This window comes from Methylobacterium sp. B4, assembly GCF_003201865.1.
Lineage (GTDB): Bacteria > Pseudomonadota > Alphaproteobacteria > Rhizobiales > Beijerinckiaceae > Methylobacterium.
On record NZ_QJJJ01000019.1, the window covers coordinates 18,635 to 36,538 of the forward strand.

The window sequence follows — 17,904 nt, forward strand, 5'->3', positions numbered from 1 at the left end:
CCCGATCTGATATCGTGGTCGTCTGCGAACCACACCGAGCGCGGAGAAGCGACGTTGCGCAAGTACTTTGGAACCGACGGTGTGCGCGGCCGGGCCAACGGCGTCATCACGCCGGAACTCGCCCTCAAGGTCGGGCAGGCCGCAGGCGTCGTCTTCCAGCGCGGCGATCATCGCCACCGCGTAGTGATCGGAAAGGATACGCGCCTCTCCGGCTACATGATCGAGACGGCGCTGGTCGCCGGCTTCACCTCCGTCGGCATGGACGTGCTGCTGCTGGGCCCGATGCCCACCCCCGCGGTGGCGATGCTGACCCGCTCCATGCGCGCCGATCTCGGCGTGATGATCTCGGCCTCCCACAACCCCTTCGAGGATAACGGCATCAAGCTGTTCGGTCCCGACGGGTTCAAGCTCAACGACGACGTGGAACTGGAGATCGAGGGGCTGATCGACGGCGACATGCGCCGGCGCCTCGCCGGATCGCGCGATCTGGGCCGCGCCAAGCGCATCGAGAGCGTCCACGCCCGCTATATCGAGTTCGCCAAGCGCACCCTGCCGCGCCACGTCACGCTCGATGGCCTGCGGGTCGTCGTCGATTGCGCCAACGGCGCCGCCTATCGCGTCGCGCCGGAGACGCTGTGGGAACTCGGCGCCGAGGTGATCGCGATCGGCGTCGAGCCGGACGGCTTCAACATCAACCAGGATGTCGGCTCGACCGCGCCGGCCCACCTCGTCCAGAAGGTGCGCGAGCTGCGCGCCGATGTCGGCATCGCCCTCGACGGCGACGCCGACCGCGTGCTGATCGTCGATGAGAAGGGCCAGAAGGTCGATGGCGACCAGCTCATGGCCGCCGTGGCCCGCTCGTGGATGGAGGACGAGCGCCTCACCCAGCCGGGCCTCGTCGCGACCATCATGTCGAATCTCGGCCTGGAGCGCTTCATCAACGGCCTCGGCCTGACGCTTGCCCGGACGGCGGTCGGCGACCGCTACGTGCTGGAGCATATGCGCGAGCACGGCTACAACCTCGGCGGCGAGCAATCGGGCCACATCATCATGTCCGATTACGCCACCACCGGCGACGGGCTGGTGGCCGCCCTCCAGCTCCTCAGCGTCGTGAAGCGCCGCGACCTGCCGGTGAGCGAGGTCTGTCACTGCTTCGAGCCGCTGCCGCAGATCCTCAAGAATGTGCGCTTCCGCTCCGGCGAACCCCTGCGGGCGGATTCCGTCATCACGGCCATCGCTCACGCCAAGGACCGCCTAGGCGCGTCGGGCCGCCTCGTGATCCGTCCCTCGGGCACGGAGCCCGTCATCCGCGTCATGGCCGAGGGCGACGACCGCGATCTCGTGGCTGAGGTGGTGGACGAGGTCGTCGATGCGGTCACCCGCGCGGCCGCCTGAGGCAGCGGTCGCGCCACCCGCGCTGGCCGCAAGGTCGCCCTCGGCGCAACCATGAGGCTCGATCATCCAAAGAATGTACCGGCCGCGGCAATCTGAAGTCCGGCCGAGCTTTGGGAGCGGTCGGGCCTCGATGGAACGCGACAAACAAGACTAATTTTTTACGTTAAGTGCGACTTAACCTTCATCGAGCATCCTTCACCTCGCATTTCGGGCCGGCCCTGTGTTTCGGCGCGCTCGATGGGTGAAGGATATCGTAATGCGCCGCCGCTCCGATTTTCCCGCATTGGTGCGCTCCCTCACGCTCGTTGCGGGCGTCGGGGCGCCCTGCCTCGCGCAAGCCGCCGACCTGTTGCCGCCGCCCCCGCCGCCCGTTCCGATGGCCGAGCCCGTCGAGTTCGCGGGCGGCTGGTACCTGCGCGGCGATGTCGGCTACGGCACGCTCGATCTGCGCAAGACCATTGCCGAGGACGTTTCGCACCCGTCCAAGCCGTACGACTACGTGGCCCTGCAGGACAAGCTGCAGAACCAGTACTTCATCGGCGGCGGCATCGGCTACCAGATCAATCCCTGGCTGCGCGCCGATGCGACCGGAGAGTACCGCTTCCGCACCAAGTGGAAGCTGTTCGCCGAGGACAAGACCGGCGGTGACACCGGCGGCTACAATCTCACCGAAGGCCGGTTCGACTCCATCGTCGGCCTCGTCAACGGCTACGTCGATCTCGGCACTTGGTACGGCGTCACGCCCTTCATCGGTGCCGGCGTGGGTGTCGCCCATCACAGCTTCGGCGGCGTGACCGACAAGGGCTACGGCAACTATTTCGGTGGCTACGGCATCGGCCCTCGCAACGAGCGGACGAACTTCGCCTGGGCGCTGCATGCCGGTCTCGGCTACGACATCGCGCCGAACCTCAAGTTCGAAGCCGCCTATCGCTACCTGAACATGGGCGAAGCGACGACCGGCGTTGTCACCTGTTCGCTCGATTGCCCGAAGACGGTCTACCGCGTGAAGGAGATCGAGTCTCACGACGTGAAGCTCGGCTTCCGCTACCTCCTCGCCCCACCGGTGGCCGTGGCGGCCGTCGATTACGCGCCGCCGCCACCCTTGGTGCGCAAGTACTGATCCACGACAATCAGCCAAGAGATGAAACGGCGCGGATCACTTCCGCGCCGTTTTCGTTTTTGCATGATCATTGAGGCATCTGCGTTAAGGTTAAGTCGATCATAACCATTGCCAGGCTAAAGGTGAGCCGATCGCGGCGCGACTGCGCCGGCCGGCGTACCCCGATGAGGCTCTTCATGATCGTTCCGCACCGTCTCGTGCTCGCGGCCACGCTCGCGACCGGCCTGCTCACCGCCGGCCCCTTCGCCATGCCGGCCACGGCAGCGGACCTGCTGCCCCCGATGCCGCCCCCGCCGATGCCGGTCGCGGCGCCGGTGACGATCGGCAGCGGCTGGTACCTGCGCGGCGACTTCACCCAGAGCTGGTACGAGCATCCCCGCGATGCCGCGCTGCCCGATCCCAACGATCCCGGCATGCCGCCGCTGGTCGGCCTGCGCCTGAGCCCGGAACCCGGCTACGGCGGCGGCGTCGGCTATCAGATCAATCCGTGGCTGCGCATCGACGCGACCATCGACCAGCGCGTCGCCTCGTCCTTCCGCGGCTTCTCCTCGCGCTCGGTCTTCGAAACCGGTTACAATCTCGAGGCCGGCAAGCTCGACGTCCTGACCGGCCTCGTCAACGTCTACGCCGATCTCGGCACGTGGTACGGCTTCACGCCCTATGTCGGCGCCGGCATCGGCTTTGCCGACAAGCGCATGAGCCGCAACTACACCCAGACCACCTGTCTCATCGACGGCTGCGACGGGTCCCCCGGCACCGGCCCGCGCGATCCGGCCCTGAGGGCCAGCCACTCCGTCACGACCTTCGCCTGGGCTCTCACGGCCGGCATGTCCTACGAGATCGGCGCAGGCCTCAGCCTCGACGCGGCCTACCGCTACGTCGATCTCGGACGCGCCAAGAGCGGCCTGGACGCCTATGGCGGCAGCACCCGCCTGAAGGATCTCACCGCGAACGAATTCCGGGTCGGCCTCCGCTACCGCTTCGCCGACACGCTGATGCCGACGATTCCCGGCAACGGCTACGGCCACTGAGCCGAAGCCCGACACGACAAGTCCCTCGCGGCGTCCGGCTTCGTGCCGGACGCCGCTTTCGTTTCGTGCTGACGAAGGTGATCCGCGAAGGCCTGGATCGACGCACGAACAAAAAATTAAGGTTACCGAAGTAAGATAATCAGGTCAGCCCGGCTCTTAACCGCCCCGGTGCTTGAGGACGACGACGATGCGTTTCGCGACCTTGGGTCTTGTTGTTGCTGTCCTGGCGTCGCCCGCGCTTGCCGCCGATCTCGATTACGGCGTCCTGCGCGGCTCCGACGACGATTACGCCGCACCAGCTCCGATCATCGATTGGAGCGGGTTCTACGTCGGCGGGCATGGCGGCTATTCCTCGGCCGCGCTCGGTTTCGGCAACGCGTTCCAGCCGATCGTGGCCAACGCGCTCAGATACTCGGTTGCCGAAGGGGAGTTCAACGCTTCCCAGTTGCTGGCAGCCCGCTCGACCCACGCGACGGGCGGCAGTTATGGCGCCTTCGCCGGCATCAACTACCAGTTCGACGAGGTCGTGGTCGGCCTGGAAGCCGACTACACATTCTTCGGCAAACGAGGCAGCACCTTCGACCAGATCAGCCGCTTCGGCCTCGCCAAAGACGGCTACCTGACGACCGTCGCCCTGAAGGGTCAAGCGAGCACCGAGATCGAGGATTTCGGGAGCGTGCGAGGAAGGGCGGGCTACGCCTTCGGCAACTTCCTACCCTACGTGACCGCGGGTCTTGCGATCGGTCGGGCCGTCGTCAGCAATACCGTGGACATTCAGAGCTACGGATACGATCAAGCCGCCTTCAACGCGAATCAAGCCAACGGCACGCAGAACTTCGTCAACCGATACGGCTACACCACCTTCAACCCGAACAATCCGATCCGGAGCACGCCGGCGACGGAAACCTACGGTGCGACGAAGAAGGTGACGATCGGGGGTGTCGCCCTCGGCGCCGGTCTCGAATACGCGATCACGCCCAACATCCTGCTGCGCGGCGAGTATCAGTTCGTCCTCTTCAACGACTTCCAGGGCCACAAGGCCGAACTGAACACCGTCCGCGGCGGCGCGGCCATCAAGTTCTGACCGCATCCCGACCGAGGATCACCATGCGCTGCCTGCTTCCATACTCGGCCGCGATCCTGGCCGGTCTGACGGCGGCTCTCGTGCCGGCCGGAGCCAGCAGCCAGGAGCGGCGGCTCGCGCGCCAGCCGCTTCCGCCCGAAACCGTCTACCGCGATCCGGCGCCGCGCTTCCGGGCCGGCCCGCCCGTGACTTTCGCCGTCCGGGCCTATGTGCCGCGGCCGACCTACCAGCCGATGTTCAACGCGCCGCCCGAGCGGCTGCGCTGAGACGGCGCCCGCTCAGATGTCCAGCTCGCTGTCCCAGTAGAGGTAGTCGAGCCAAGTGTGATGATATTGGCGGTGGTCGAATTCCGGCTGGCGGCGGTGCAGCTCGTGCCGAGTCGGCCGGTGCGGCTCGTTGAGGAGCGGCATCTCCGCCTCGTCCGGTGTCCGGTTGGCCTTGCGCAGGTTGCAGGGTGAGCAGGCGGCCACGACGTTCTCCCAAGTCGAGAGGCCGCCGCGGGAGCGCGGCACGACGTGGTCGAAGGTGAGACCGCCCGAGGGCAGGCGCAGACCGCAATACTGGCAGGTGAAGGTGTCGCGCAGGTAGATGTTGTAGCGCGTGAAGGCGGGGCTTCGGGCCAGGGCCACGTAGCTCTTGAGGGCGACCACGCTCGGCACCTTGAGGGACCGGCTCGGGCTGTGTGCCTCGACGTCGTAGTTGGCGACCAAGGTGACGCGGTCGAGGAATAGGGCGGTGAACGCGTCCTTCCAGGACCACAACGAGAGCGGATTATAGGAAAGCGGCCGGTAATCCGCGTTGAGCACCAGGGTCTGCAGATCGATCATCGACGCCACTCACTCACTGCTCGTGACGGCGCCCTTCGGGCGCCTCGGCCTCGGACGACTGAGGTCCGAAGGGCCATGCCGTGCCCGCGACGGCCGGAAGACCGAAGGCGATCGCCCGCGATGCCGGGGCAAAGGTCTTCGTTCCGTCGCGCGCCTCCGCACCGCACCGGCCCCGGCGCGCACGAAGGACGCTGCAGCGGGAGCGGGGTGGTCGAAGCCTGTGATATCGGGATAGGACCGGCGACAACGGTTCCTGCCGGCGAATCGTGCCGGTTCGAACCGAGGCGTGGCAGCGCGGACGATCAGCGCCGCCTCCTCGCACCGTGAGGATATGGCCAAGTCCATCGCGGCTTAGTGTAATATCAGCGTGACAAGCTTGTGAAGGCGGGAGGGTCGGCCTCGACGTCGCGGCCCACGCTTTTCCGCGAAAACTGATCCCGGTTCCGCGCCTCCGCACGCTTTCGCCCCATTACGGGAGCAGACAGGCCGCAATCCGAAGCGCTCTTGTGCGTTGCGGCAGTTTTCGGGATGGGCCTCTCGGCGGGCGGGCGATCGACCCTAGCTGACGGGGCAGCGTCGCCGGCCCGGCTCTCGCGCCCGGATCACCCGCGGAGCGTCGTCGAGCGTGCGATCCGCCTCTCGCCGCCGCAGCCCGACGCGATCCGCTTCCCCCGCGAAGGATGACGATGCACCGACGTTTCCTCTCCAGCCGTTTTCGCACCATGGCCCGCGCGACGGCCCTGATCGCGACGCTGACCGCGACGGCGACGCTGCCGAACCCTGCGGTGGGGCAGGGGAGTCCGCCGTCGACGCAGGCTCCGGCACCGCAGCAGGCCGCCCCGCCGGCGGCCCCGGCCAACGGCCAGCCCGCCCCGGCGAACGGCGCCTCCCCGCCCGCCAAGCCGGCGGCACCCAAGCCCGTCTCCGAAGCGCTGCAGACGCTTCGCGAACGGCTCGACACCATCAAGGCGGATCTGGAATCGCGCGAGAAGGCGATCACCGGACCAAACGTCGGCGCCGGCGATCTGACCCGCGCCCGCGACGGGCTGGACGGGCTGGCCGACCGGCTGCGCGCGATCATCGATCTTTTGGGGCCGCGGCTCGAAGCCGCCCGGGAACGCCTCGAACAGATCGGCCCGAAGCCCAAGGAAGGCGCGGAGGGCGAGGAAGTCGCCCGCGAGCGCGCCGAGCGTGAGCAGGCGGTCAACGACATCGACGGCACCCAGCGGCTCGCCAAGTCGCTGCTGGTGCAGAGCGATCAGATCGTCGATCAGATCTCGAACCGCCGCCGCGCCGCCTTCACCCGCGGTCTGCTCGAGCGCAGTTCCTCGCTGTTCAGCCCCGACCTCTGGATGCGGGTCGCCGCCGACATCCCACGCGACGTGTCTTCCCTGCAAACCGGCTTGGAGGACACCGTCTCCCTGTTCCGCCGGAACGGCAGCCTGTGGAATCTGCTGGTCCTCGGCCTCGCCTTCGGCCTGTCCTTCGCCCTGTATTTCGGCCGCCGCAACATCGCGCCGGCCCTCGGACGCCGGGACATCAGCGTCACGAATCCGTCCCGGCGCGCCAAGCTGCTGGGCGCCTGGCGCGTGCTGCTGCTCGGGACCCTGCCGGCGGTGGCAGGAAGCTACGCCATCTACTACGCTCTCGACGCCACCGAGCTGCTGCCGGCCCGCTACCTTCCGGTGGCGAGCGCCATCCTGGGCGGTATCGCCTTCATCGCCTTCGTCGAGGCGACCGCGGATGCGCTGCTCGCGGTGAACAAGCCCGCTTGGCGCCCGGCGCCGGTCTCCGACGCGGCCGCGTGGCGCATCACCGCGCTGGCCGTCAGCATCGCCGTCGTCATCACTGTCTCGAAATCCACGGAGGCGCTGAACTCGGCGATCTACGCCGCGCTGCCGATCTCGATCGCCACGCGCGGCATCGGCGCCGTCACGGCCGCCCTCCTGCTCGCCATCGGCCTGCACCGCTTCGCCGATACCGCCGAGAAGGAGGAGGAATGCTTCGGCCCCTATGTCGGCACCGAGACCTCCGCCAACGTCGGCGGTCCCCTGCGCCTGCTCGGCTGGGTCGCGGTCGCGGTGATCGCGGCCGCCCCCCTCGTCGGCTACGTCGCGCTCTCGGCCTTCCTCGTCGACCAGCTGATCTGGACCGCGAGCATCCTCGTGCTGCTCTGGCTGCTCATCGTCAGCGCCGATGTGCTGATCGGCGGCTCCCTGTGCGAGGAGACGCGCATCGCCACGACGCTCCAGGCCAATACCGGCCTGCGCAAGCGCTCGCTCAACCAGATTGCCGTGATCGTGACGGGTTTTGCCCGGGTGCTGCTGATCGCCGTGGCCGCACTCCTGGCGCTCGCGCCCTGGGGCCTCGACTCGACGGACGTGTTCTCCTCGGTCCGCACGGCCTTCTTCGGCTTCAAGGTCGGCGACGTCACCATCTCGCTCTCGGCCATCGCCTTCGGCATCGGCATCCTCGTGCTCGGCGTGTTCATCACCCGCGGCGTGCAGCGCTGGCTGGAGAACACCTACCTCCCGGCCACCGACCTCGATGCCGGCCTGCGCAACTCGATCTCGACGGTGGCCGGCTATGTCGGCTTCCTGCTCGCGCTCGCCCTGTCCTTCTCCTATCTCGGCCTGAGCCTGGAGAAGCTGACCATCGTGGCCGGCGCCCTCTCCGTCGGTATCGGTTTCGGCCTTCAGTCGATCGTCAACAACTTCGTCTCGGGCCTGCTGCTGCTCTGGGAGCGCCCGATCCGCGTCGGCGATCAGGTGCTCATCGGCGACAGCGAAGGCATCGTGAAGCGCATCTCCGTGCGCTCCACCGAGATCCAGACCTTCGACCGCTCGGCCGTGATCGTGCCGAACTCCAACCTGATCTCGGGCATCGTGAAGAACCGCGTGCGCGGCGATCGCACCGGCCGGGTCATCATCTCCGTCAACGTGCTGCGCAATCAGGACCCGGTGCGCGCGGCCGAGATGATGGTCGAGTGCGCGCGTGCGCATCCCGACGTGCTCAAGGAGCCGCCGCCGCGGGTGGTGTTCAAGAAGATCGGCGATCCCTTCCTCGAGTTCGAGCTGATCGCGCTCGTCAGCGACGTGAACTTCGGCCAGAAGGTGCAGAGCGACCTGAACTTCTCGGTCTTCAAGACCCTTGCGGACGCGGCGTTCATCCCGCCGATGGGGCCGGCCTCGAGCTTCATCACCGTGCAGGGGCTGGAGCCGGTCCGCGACGCCCTCGGCCAGATCGCGAGCGCGGTCGGGAGCTCGGCCACGCACGTCATCGCGGCCCCGGCCAAGCCCGCCGCAGGCTCCGCGACGAGCGAGGACCAGGCGGACGAGTCGGGAGTGTCCCGCGAGGATTCACCCCGCCTCGCGAGCCAGGGACAGGATACCGGACGCCGCCGACACGGCTGACGGCCCTCCTCGACGGAGCGGACGGTGTCGAACCCGAGAATTGCGGGGACGGTTCAACCGCTCGACCTTGAGTTTCCCGCGGGCGGGCCCCACCTCGAATGTTCGCTCGCGGGGAAATCAGCTTTCGTGTCCGGACATCGAATGGTCCTTGCCGCCCCGGCGGCTTTCGCCCTCGCAGCCCTCGTGTCGGGCTGCGCCCGGGACACGGCGCCCGATGCCGGCGGACTTCCGACCATGTACCTGCCGCTCACCACCGGCAGCACCTCGGTCGATACGACGGCGGCGCGGGACATGATCTCAGCCTACCGCCGCAACAACGGCGCGGCGCCGCTCGCGGTCGATCCGGCCCTCCAGCGTCTGGCCGAGACGGAGGCCGCGGCTATGGCGGCGGCCGATCGGCCGAGCAAGAGTCAGACGGTGCGGGCGGCGGTGTCGCGGCTCGGCTACGAAGATGCCGACGCCAACCTCTCCGCGGGCTACCACACCCTGGCCGAGGCCTTCTCGGGCTGGCGCGACAGTCCGCCCCACCGCGCCGTGATGCTCGCTCCCGAAGCGAGCCGGATGGGCATCGCCACCGCCTACGCCCCGGGCTCCAAGTACAAGGTCTACTGGGCGCTGCTGGTCGCGAAGTAGGGGCTCAGGGCACGATCTTGCCGTTCGGCGTCGGCGGCGCTTCGGACAGCAGCGTCACGGTCACCCGGCGGTTGGCGGCCAGATAGGGATTGTCGGGAAACATCGGCTCCGTGTCGGCCTTGCCGGCGACGGAGGCGAAGCGGTTGTCCGGCAGCCCGGCATTGGCCAGGATTTCGCGTACGCTGATGGCGCGGTTGGCCGAGAGTTCCCAGGGCGGAACGGTGTCGCGGGTGCCGGGGCGGGCCGTCGCGGTGAAGCCCGTGACCGCGATGCGGTTGGGCAGCTTCATCAAGGTCGGGGCGAGGCGCTCCAGCAGGCGTCGGGTTCGGTCGTTGGGCCGGCTCGATCCCTCCGGGAACATCGAGCGTCCATCCTGATCCACGATCGAGACATCGAGCCCCTTGCGGCTCGGCGCGATGATGACGTTCTTGGACAGTTCCGCCACCTCGGGCATGTCCTGCATCGCCTGCCGCAGCGAGGCGGCGGCCTGTCCGTAGGCGTCCGGGTAGCCGCGATCGGGAATGCCGTCGTCGAGGCCGCTGTCGATCTGCGGCGGGGTGGTGCGGTCGGTGGCGCGATCGGGCGAGACGTCGCGCAGGTGCTTGAGCTTGTCGGCGGTCGGTATCCCCTCGCTTTCGAGGATGCCCGCGAATTTCGATTCCTTGTTCACGCCGAAGGCGTCGCGCATCGAGCCGGCGACGACCTGAAGCTTCTTCTGGTCCTGCGTGGAATAGGCGGCGATCATCACGAAGAAGCTCATGAGGAGCGCCATCAAATCGGCGAAGGTCACGAACCAGCCGTGACCGCCATGTGCGCCGCCGCGCTTCTTTTTGGCCACCGACTAATCTCCCGTCACGCCGCTTCCGCGGCGAGATCCTCGCGGTGGTGGGCGGGCAGGTAGGCGATCAGCATCTCGCGCACCAGCGAGGCGCTCTTCTGGTCGCGGATCAGCAGGATGCCGTCGATGATGAGGGAGCGCGACACGTCTTCCTCCTCCAGCTTCACGTGCAGCTTGTCGGCGATCGGAAGGGCGGCGAGGTTGGCGATCAGCGCGCCGTACAGGGTCGCCAGCAGCGCCGTCGCCATGGCGGGGCCGAGCTTCGAGGGATCGGACATGTTGGCGAACATCGTCACCATGCCGAGGATGGTGCCGATCATGCCCCAGGCCGGAGCGCAGTCGCCGAAGGCGCGGTAGATCTTCGAACCCTCATCGAGATGCATCAGGAAGTTGTCCCGGTCGCGCTCCATCGTGTCGCGGATGAAGTCGCGGTCGTAGCCGTCGGCGATGTAGCGGGCGCCCTGGGCCAGGAACGGGTCGGAGATTTCCATGCTTTCCAGCGCGATCGGGCCGGACTTGCGCACGACTTCGGCGATCTTGGTGATTTCCTCGATCAGGTCGTGCGGCTTCACCGAGCGCATGGTGAAGGCGTAGCGCAGGCCCATCGGAAGCCCGTGCAGCATGGTCGAAAAGGGGAAGCGAATCATGGTGGCGGCGATGGCGCCGCCGAAGATCACGATCACCGCGTGCTTGTCGAAATAGGCGGCGAAGTTGCCGCCATCGATCATGATCAGCGTGAACACCACGCCGATGCCGGAGACCAGCCCGATACCGGTTGCGAGATCCATGGATGAGACGCCCGATCCCGGCCGATGAAGCGGGCCGTGACACATCTCTAAAAAAACAGGCTGAAAGAACGGTAAAGGGCTTGGCCCGATCGGCCTCGGGCCGTCATGTGCCGTTCAGGGGAAGCGCAGCATAAGTTCCCATACCGGTTGCCGGAGTGGCTGCACGCATGGCGTGGCAGGTGCGAGGGCGAGCGGTGCCGGGAGGGCCCGGCCAATCTCAAAGATCCCCTCGGCCAAGGCCGAATGGGGCGGGGAGCGGAAGCAGGATGTCGATAATTCGCCTCTATGCGCGGGTGCTCGGCTTGCTCGGAGCCGAGAAGCGGCTGGCGGTCGGCCTGATCGCGGCCAACGTCGCCCTCTCGGTCGCGGCCTTCGCCGAGCCGTTGATCATGGGCCGCATCATCGACGGCCTGACCCATCTCTCGAAGGATACCCCCGCGACGGCGCTCGCCCCGTGGATCGTGGCCTGGGTGGTGTTCGGCCTGTTCACCATCGGCGCGGGCGTGGCCATCGCCCTGCACTCCGACCGCCTGGCCCACCGCAACCGGCTCGCCACCATGGCGAACTTCTTCGAGCACGTGCTCGAACTGCCGCTGGCCTTCCACTCCTCCAACCATTCCGGCCGCGTGCTGAAGGCGATGCTGGAGGGCACCAACGGCATGGCGTGGCTGTGGCTCGGCTTCTTCCGCGAGCACTTCGCCGCCCTGCTCTCCGTCGGCGTGCTGCTGCCGCTCACGCTGCTCGTGAACTGGCGTCTCGGCGCGATCCTCGTCGTGCTGGTCCTCGTCTTCACCGCGCTCGCCAGCTACGTGCTGCGCCGGACCGAGACCCTTCAGGGCGAGGTCGAGCAGTTCCAGTCGGGTCTGGCCGCGCACGCCTCGGACGCGCTGGGCAACGTCGCCGTGATCCAGTCCTTCACCCGGGCCCGGGCCGAGAAGGAGGCGATGCGCACCATCATCCACGACCTGCTGCGGGTTCAGATCCCCGTGCTGTCGTGGTGGGCGATGGCCAATGTCGCCACCCGCGCCTCCGGCACCCTGACCATGACGGCCATCTTCATCACCGGCATCGCCCTGCACCAGAAGGGGGCCGCGACGGTGGGCGAGATCGTCGCCTTCATGAGCCTCGCCACCATGCTGGTGACGAAGCTCGACCACGTCGTCACCTTCGTCAACGGCGTGTTCATGCAGGCGCCGAAGATGCGCGAGTTCTTCGAAGTGATCGATACCGTGCCGACCGTGCGCGACCGGCCGCATGCCAAGCAGGTCGCCCGCTTCGACGGCGCGGTCGAGTTCGACGAGGTCGCCTTCACCTATGACGGCCGCCGCAAGGCCCTGGACGGCGTGTCCTTCGCGGCCCTGCCCGGCGAGACCGTGGCCCTCGTCGGCACCACCGGCTCGGGCAAGTCGACCACGCTCGGCCTGCTGCATCGGACCTTCGACCCCGAGAGCGGCGCCATCCGCATCGACGGCACCGACATCCGCGACATCGGCCTCTCGTCCCTGCGCCACAACATCGGCGTGGTGTTCCAGGAGCCGATGCTGTTCAACCGCTCGATCCGCGAGAACCTTCAGGTCGGCCGTCCCGACGCGACCGACGAGGAGATGCTCGACGCGCTGGCACGCGCCCAGGCCGGTGAGTTCATGGCCCGGCAGCTCGACGGACTCGACACGGTCATCGGCGAGCGCGGCCGGTCGCTCTCGGGCGGCGAGCGCCAGCGCCTGTCGATCGCCCGGGCGCTTTTGAAGAACCCGCCCGTGCTGATCCTCGACGAGGCCACCAGCGCGCTCGATGCCGCCACCGAGCGCAAGCTGCAGCAGGCGCTGGAGACGGTGATGGAGGGGCGCACCACCTTCGTGATCGCGCACCGCCTCGCGACGATCCGCAATGCCGACCGCATCCTGGTGTTCGAGGAGGGCCGAATCGTGGAAGCCGGCACCTTCGATGAGCTGGTCGCCCTCAACCAGCGCTTCGCCGAACTCGCCAAGGCGCAGTTCATGGCGGCGGAGACGGACGAGGATATGCCGCTGGCGGCCTGAAGCCACCGACAGGCCGTCCTCGCGGCGGGCCGGGGCGTCAGCCCGAGAGCTCTCGTCAGCCCCATCCGATCAGGTCGATCGGGTGGGGCTTTTCGTTTGATCCCGTTCCCGGATGTTCGCTTCGGGTTCAGCGCACCTGCCGTCATCGCGGGCGTGCGCGAAGCGATCCAAGAGGCGACCGTTCCGGGCAGCGCTGCGACCTGGATGGCTTCGGCTTCGCACCGCGAGGACGAAGGAAGGTGCCGAAGTCATCAGGCGAATGCCGTATGGGATGTGACCCGGCCCCGACTCAGGGGCGACGGGCTCCGCGCGGCGCCGGGCGGGGCGTCTCGTCGGCATCCGGGGCCTGCATCGCGTCGAAGGCCGTCGGGTCGAGTTCCAGCACCGGCAGCGGGCCGAGATCGACCGCGGGTGCCGCCGCCTGCCTCACGGGTTCGGCCACAGGCGGCAAGACGGCAGGGATGGTCTCGGCCGGCTCCGCAGCCGCGGTCTCCACAGGCGCGGTCTCCGCAGACGATACGGGCTGAGCCGCACCGATCACTCGGACGGGCTCGGACACGTCGCGAGGCGACTCGGCGACGGGAGCCGGCTCCGGGGCGATCGGCGCAGTCTCGCGGAGAGAGGGCGCGACGATCAGGGTCACCGCGAGCGACAGTCCCACGAGGCCGCCATAGACGGCCAAGCCCGGCCGCCGCGTCTGCCGCCGCACCGGCGCCAACGGTCCCGGCAAGATACGGTTGCGGCGCAGATGAAAACGCGGCTGTCGGCTCAGCGGCGGCAGGTCCCGCACGGTGGCTGTCTCAGCTCCGAACATGAGCTGACTCCTGGTGTCGTTGACGAATCTCCGTCGACACACCGGCAAGATCCGGAGCGAAATTGAGGCGGAGGAGCCTCCGCCCGATCAGGCGTCGGCCGCCTCACGGTCGATGTACCAGCGGACCGTGCCGACGCTCTCGACATGCCGGGCCGGCAGATCCTCGCCGTCGGCGAGGCGTTGCAGGGGCGCACGCTTGCCCGCACCGTTGACGAGGAACAGCACGGAGCGGGACGAGGCGAGCGCCGGGAAGGTGAGGGTGATCCGCGGCACGAACGGCTCCATGCCCGCCTCGGGCACCGGGGCGGCCCAGGCCTGACGCTCGGCCAGTGCCGGCTTGCCGGGAAAAAGCGAAGCGGTATGCCCGTCGCTGCCGAGGCCGAGCAGGACGAGATCGAACAACGGCCTTTCCGGATCGAACCGTCCGGCCCCGTAGAAGTCCTGGAGCGTGGCCGCGTAGGCGCGGGCGCCGGCCTCCGGCCCCTCGTCGGAGGGGATGAAGTGGAGATGCGTCGCCGGGACCGGCGACTCGTGGCCAAAGGCTTCGCGCACCATGCGGACATTGCTCAAGGGATCGTCCCACGGCACCACCCGGTCGTCGCCGAAGAACCAATGGATGCGCGACCACGGCACCCGCTCGACGAAGCCGGGCGAGGCCAGCAGAGCATAGAGGCGCTTAGGCGTCGAGCCACCGGAAAGGCAGATCGCGACCCGCTCGCCCGAGGCGCTCGACGCCATGTCCAGCAGATGCTCGGCAGCCGCGCGGGCCGTCGACTCGGCATCGGGCATCAGTTCGGTGTTCGGAGGAAGCGGGATCATGGTGCCGGTCCGCGGCGCGGGGGTTCCTTGTGGCCGCCGAAGCCCTTTCGCATGGCCGAGAGAACCTTGTCCGCGTAACTCTCGTCCTCTCGGGAGCGGAAGCGGCGATAGAGGGCAGCCGAGAGCACCGTGGCCGGCACGGCCTCCTCGATGGCCGCGTTGATCGTCCAGCGCCCCTCGCCCGAATCCTCGACATAGCCCGAGAAGTTTTCGAGCCGCTCGTCGCTCGCCAGCGCCGATGCGGTGAGATCGAGGAGCCAGGACGAGACGACGCTGCCGCGCCGCCAGACCTCGGCGATGTCGCCGAGATTGAGATCGAAGCGGCGCTCTTCCGGCAGTTCGGGCGAGTTGGCGTGGCGCAGGATGTCGAAGCCCTCGGCATAGGCCTGCATCAGCCCGTACTCGATCCCGTTGTGAATCATCTTCACGAAGTGGCCGGCGCCGCTCGGACCCGCATGGATGTAGCCCTGCTCGGCCCGCGGGTCGCGGCCGTCGCGGCCCGGGGTGCGGGGAATCTCTCCGAGGCCCGGCGCTAGGGTGCGGAAGATCGGGTCGAGGCGGTCGACGGCCTCCTTGTGGCCGCCGATCATCATGCAGTAGCCGCGCTCGAGCCCCCAGACCCCGCCCGAGGTACCGACATCGACGTAATGGATGCCGCGCTCGTTCAGTTCGAGGGCGCGGCGCACGTCGTCCTGATAGAACGAATTTCCGCCGTCGATGATGCAATCGTCGGCGCTCATCAGTCCACCGAGCGCCGTCACCGTCTCCTCGGTGATGGCGCCGGCGGGCAGCATGACCCAGGCGGTGCGGGGAAGCTCCAGCTTCGCAATGAAGTCTTCGAGGCCGGACGCGGCGGTCGCCCCGTCCGCCACCAGGGTCTCCACCGCCGCCGGATCGCGGTCGTAGACCACTGCGCTGTGCCCGTCGCGCAGGAGGCGGCGGACGATGTTGCCCCCCATCCGGCCGAGGCCGATCATGCCGAGTTGCATTCGCTCGAACTCCCATCGGCGTCGGGTGCGTGCCCGAGCGCAGCCATTCACGGGTTCGCCGTTCGAACGTTTCGGCACAGCGCCCGTTCCCGCCGGAGCGGGAGGGCTGCGCCGGGATCAGGGCTTGGGCGGCATGGTGGGAGAGGTCGGGACCCGGCCGGTGCCGGCCTCCATCCGCTTCTCCGGGTTCTTGACCTGGCTGTAGGCGACGTTGCCGAAGGATCCGATGGTCGCCGACCAGGGCAGCGGCTCGGCCTCCTTCTCGCTGCGGTTGGCCGTGCAGAAGGCCGAGAGCAGACCGTTCACGACAGCATCGTCGCCGGCCTCCGGCACCGCGGCCTTCACCTGCGGCGCGATGCGGGCGAGCACGGGGACGAAATCGTTCGGCTTGAGGCCCTTGAGCGTGTCGCCGCCGACAGCCTGCGCGACGCCCGCCTTCAGCCGCTCGTCGTCGATGGTCGAGCAGGGCGCGTTGCCCGCCATCATGGTCTTGATCTTGCCCCGCGCGGTGGCGACGACGCCGGTCTCGGACACGACCGGGGCCTTGTTGCCCCAGGAATTGCGGATGTAGTCGGTCACGTCCTTGATCTGCTGGTCGGTCATCTCCTGGCCGATGGCCGGCATCGGCGCATAGCCGCTCTGCGCCGCGAGTCCGCCGACGATCACGTTGATGACCGTCTCCGGCCCGGCCGACTGGACCGAAGTGTTGCCGGCGAGTGCCGGCACCGCGCCCTCGATGCCCTTGCCGTCCGGCTTGTGGCAGGAGGAGCAGTAGGTCAGGTAGGTGTCGGCTCCCGGCGCGCCCGGCTGGTTGAAGGCCTGCAGATCCTTCTCCTTGTAGGTCTGCTTGGCGGGAATCGTGCGCAGGTAGGCCACCATCGCCTTGAGGTCGGCCTCCGTCATCTTGGAGAGCGATTCCTCGATGGTCTGCCGCATCGGTCCGGCCGCGACGCCGGGCCGATTGCCGGGGGCCGTGCCGGTCTTGAGGTAGGTCACGACCTCGTCGTCGCTCCAGGCTCCGATGCCCTGGTGCCCGTCCGGCGTGATGTTGGGCGCGTACCAGCCGTCGATGACGCCGCCGCCGAACTTGCCCGCGAGACTTGTGTTGCCGACGAGCTTGCGCTCGTTGTGGCACATCCCGCAATGGCCGAGGCCTTCCACGAGGTAGCCGCCGCGATTGACCTCCGCGCTGGCCTTGGGATCGGGCTGAAAACGGCCTTCCGTGAAGAAGGCGGTGCGCCACGTGATCAGGGCAGTGCGGATGTTGAAGGGGAAGGGGATGTTGCTCTCTTCCCGCTTCTCCTTCACGGCCGGCAGGGACTTGAGGTAGGCGAAGATCGCCCGCGTGTCCTCGTCGCTGACCTTCGTGTACCAGCCGAAGGGGAAAGCCGGGTAGAGATACTCGCCCTCGTCGCCGATGCCCTGGCGGAACGCCTTCTCGAAGGTCTCGTAGGACCATTTGCCGATGCCGGTCTCGTCATCCGGCGTAAGGTTGGGCGTCTTGATCGCGCCGATCGGCGTGTCGAGAGTGTAATTGCCGGCCAGGAACTTGCCGCCCGGCTTGGTGTGGCAGGCCACGCAATCGCCCGCCGTCACGAGATATTCGCCGCGCTTGATCAGGTCGGCCTCCGCCTCCTGGGCTCCGGCCGGCGCGGCGGGGAAGAGCAAGGCCAGCGCCAGCCATCCGGAGCCGAGAGCGGTGAGGCGTGTCATGGGCCCGTTCTCCAGATGTGCGGGGACGATCAGCGCAGAATCATTCCAGGATGTTCGCCGGAGCGCACGCAACGCTACTCATCTACGGTTGTTCCGGCCGGCACGATCACGGCCGCGCGAGGATGTTCGGCAGCGCGGCGGAAGCGCAGCGTCATCTCGGCGAGATGCGCGAAGAGGGAGACCGTCAGCCAGCCGGCCACGACGGGCCAGGCCGCCCCGGTCAGCGCCGCGCGCAGACTCAGCATCAGGGCGGCGCCGGAGGCGAGATTGGCCAGGAGCGATGCGGGCGCCGGCCCGCCGCCCCGTCGCGCCCGGAGGGCCAGGAGCAGCAGCGCCTCCAGCCCGACCAGAACGAGGATCGCGTCGACGATCTGCCCGGACGCGAAGAGTTCGGCCACGCC

General features: G+C 68.1%; 16 protein-coding genes. 8 read left to right on the forward strand and 8 right to left on the reverse strand.

All coding sequences use genetic code 11. From position 1 onward, the window contains the following. Nucleotides 1-54: 54 nt before the first annotated feature. The 5 genes from glmM to BY998_RS18745 all read left to right on the forward strand — a co-directional run bounded on the left by glmM (nt 55) and on the right by BY998_RS18745 (nt 4,896). A complete protein-coding gene (glmM, locus tag BY998_RS18725; protein WP_110353115.1) occupies nt 55-1,395 on the forward strand; it encodes a phosphoglucosamine mutase in 1,341 nt (446 codons plus the stop codon). A 256-nt stretch (nt 1,396-1,651) separates the two neighbouring features. Beyond that, complete coding sequence (locus BY998_RS18730; RefSeq protein ID WP_110353116.1) at nt 1,652-2,515, forward strand: outer membrane beta-barrel protein; 864 nt, start codon at nt 1,652-1,654, stop codon at nt 2,513-2,515. A gap of 176 nt (nt 2,516-2,691) precedes the next feature. Then, complete coding sequence (locus BY998_RS18735; RefSeq protein ID WP_110353117.1) at nt 2,692-3,546, forward strand: outer membrane protein; 855 nt, start codon at nt 2,692-2,694, stop codon at nt 3,544-3,546. A gap of 187 nt (nt 3,547-3,733) precedes the next feature. Further along, complete coding sequence (locus BY998_RS18740) at nt 3,734-4,630, forward strand: outer membrane beta-barrel protein (RefSeq protein WP_110353118.1); 897 nt, start codon at nt 3,734-3,736, stop codon at nt 4,628-4,630. Nucleotides 4,631-4,653: 23 nt separating this feature from the next. Beyond that, nucleotides 4,654-4,896, forward strand: a complete 243-nt coding sequence (locus BY998_RS18745; RefSeq protein WP_110353119.1) for a hypothetical protein — start codon at nt 4,654-4,656, stop codon at nt 4,894-4,896. Nucleotides 4,897-4,908: 12 nt separating this feature from the next. Here the strand turns inward: BY998_RS18745 and BY998_RS18750 are convergent, their stop codons facing one another. Next, on the reverse strand, nt 4,909-5,457 hold the full coding sequence (locus tag BY998_RS18750; RefSeq protein WP_110353120.1) for an HNH endonuclease: 549 nt from the start codon (nt 5,455-5,457) through the stop codon (nt 4,909-4,911). Between the two features lie 686 nt (nt 5,458-6,143). On the opposite strand from BY998_RS18750, the gene BY998_RS18755 reads away from it, so the two are divergent. Both BY998_RS18755 and BY998_RS18760 read left to right on the forward strand, forming a co-directional pair. Further along, the gene (locus BY998_RS18755; RefSeq protein ID WP_110353185.1) at nt 6,144-8,870 is read left to right on the forward strand and encodes a DUF3772 domain-containing protein; all 2,727 of its coding nucleotides are present in this window, start codon (nt 6,144-6,146) and stop codon (nt 8,868-8,870) included. A gap of 141 nt (nt 8,871-9,011) precedes the next feature. After that, nucleotides 9,012-9,503 carry a CAP domain-containing protein gene (locus BY998_RS18760; protein WP_110353121.1) on the forward strand — a complete coding sequence of 164 codons (492 nt, stop codon included), beginning with the start codon at nt 9,012-9,014 and terminating at the stop codon, nt 9,501-9,503. Nucleotides 9,504-9,507: 4 nt separating this feature from the next. On the opposite strand, the gene BY998_RS18765 is transcribed toward BY998_RS18760, so the two are convergent. Both BY998_RS18765 and BY998_RS18770 read right to left on the reverse strand, forming a co-directional pair. Next, on the reverse strand, nt 9,508-10,341 hold the full coding sequence (locus BY998_RS18765; protein WP_110353122.1) for a flagellar motor protein MotB: 834 nt from the start codon (nt 10,339-10,341) through the stop codon (nt 9,508-9,510). A 14-nt stretch (nt 10,342-10,355) separates the two neighbouring features. Further along, a complete protein-coding gene (locus tag BY998_RS18770; protein WP_110353123.1) occupies nt 10,356-11,129 on the reverse strand; it encodes a MotA/TolQ/ExbB proton channel family protein in 774 nt (257 codons plus the stop codon). 266 nt (nt 11,130-11,395) lie between these two features. Here BY998_RS18770 and BY998_RS18775 point away from each other — a divergent pair, with 266 nt between their 5' ends. After that, entirely contained in the window at nt 11,396-13,168 is a 1,773-nt protein-coding gene (locus tag BY998_RS18775) for a glucan ABC transporter ATP-binding protein/ permease (protein WP_110353124.1), read from the forward strand. A 289-nt stretch (nt 13,169-13,457) separates the two neighbouring features. Here BY998_RS18775 and BY998_RS18780 read toward each other — a convergent pair whose 3' ends face one another. The 5 genes from BY998_RS18780 to BY998_RS18800 form a co-directional block, all read right to left on the reverse strand. Further along, nucleotides 13,458-13,877, reverse strand: coding sequence for a hypothetical protein (locus tag BY998_RS18780; protein WP_146221810.1), 420 nt, complete (start codon nt 13,875-13,877; stop codon nt 13,458-13,460). 192 nt (nt 13,878-14,069) lie between these two features. Next, complete coding sequence (gene pgl / locus BY998_RS18785) at nt 14,070-14,801, reverse strand: 6-phosphogluconolactonase (RefSeq protein ID WP_110353126.1); 732 nt, start codon at nt 14,799-14,801, stop codon at nt 14,070-14,072. Further along, a complete protein-coding gene (gene gnd / locus BY998_RS18790) occupies nt 14,798-15,790 on the reverse strand; it encodes a phosphogluconate dehydrogenase (NAD(+)-dependent, decarboxylating) (protein ID WP_110353127.1) in 993 nt (330 codons plus the stop codon). Before gnd ends, pgl begins: the two co-directional genes overlap by 4 nt. A 117-nt stretch (nt 15,791-15,907) precedes the next feature. Next, nucleotides 15,908-17,503, reverse strand: coding sequence for a cytochrome c (locus BY998_RS18795; protein ID WP_110353128.1), 1,596 nt, complete (start codon nt 17,501-17,503; stop codon nt 15,908-15,910). A 74-nt stretch (nt 17,504-17,577) separates the two neighbouring features. Continuing rightward, nucleotides 17,578-17,901 carry a hypothetical protein gene (locus tag BY998_RS18800; RefSeq protein ID WP_110353129.1) on the reverse strand — a complete coding sequence of 108 codons (324 nt, stop codon included), beginning with the start codon at nt 17,899-17,901 and terminating at the stop codon, nt 17,578-17,580. Nucleotides 17,902-17,904: the final 3 nt, after the last annotated feature.

Coding starts and splice junctions, on each gene's coding strand:
- BY998_RS18755 (WP_110353185.1), top strand. CDS start 6,144: ATGCACCGACGTTTCCTCTCCAGCCGTTTTCGCACCATGGCCCGCGCG.
- BY998_RS18760 (WP_110353121.1), top strand. CDS start 9,012: ATGGTCCTTGCCGCCCCGGCGGCTTTCGCCCTCGCAGCCCTCGTGTCG.
- BY998_RS18745 (WP_110353119.1), top strand. CDS start 4,654: ATGCGCTGCCTGCTTCCATACTCGGCCGCGATCCTGGCCGGTCTGACG.
- BY998_RS18795 (WP_110353128.1), bottom strand. CDS start 17,503: ATGACACGCCTCACCGCTCTCGGCTCCGGATGGCTGGCGCTGGCCTTG.
- gnd (WP_110353127.1), bottom strand. CDS start 15,790: ATGCAACTCGGCATGATCGGCCTCGGCCGGATGGGGGGCAACATCGTC.
- BY998_RS18730 (WP_110353116.1), top strand. CDS start 1,652: ATGCGCCGCCGCTCCGATTTTCCCGCATTGGTGCGCTCCCTCACGCTC.
- pgl (WP_110353126.1), bottom strand. CDS start 14,801: ATGATCCCGCTTCCTCCGAACACCGAACTGATGCCCGATGCCGAGTCG.
- BY998_RS18770 (WP_110353123.1), bottom strand. CDS start 11,129: ATGGATCTCGCAACCGGTATCGGGCTGGTCTCCGGCATCGGCGTGGTG.
- BY998_RS18775 (WP_110353124.1), top strand. CDS start 11,396: ATGTCGATAATTCGCCTCTATGCGCGGGTGCTCGGCTTGCTCGGAGCC.
- BY998_RS18740 (WP_110353118.1), top strand. CDS start 3,734: ATGCGTTTCGCGACCTTGGGTCTTGTTGTTGCTGTCCTGGCGTCGCCC.
- BY998_RS18735 (WP_110353117.1), top strand. CDS start 2,692: ATGATCGTTCCGCACCGTCTCGTGCTCGCGGCCACGCTCGCGACCGGC.
- BY998_RS18750 (WP_110353120.1), bottom strand. CDS start 5,457: ATGATCGATCTGCAGACCCTGGTGCTCAACGCGGATTACCGGCCGCTT.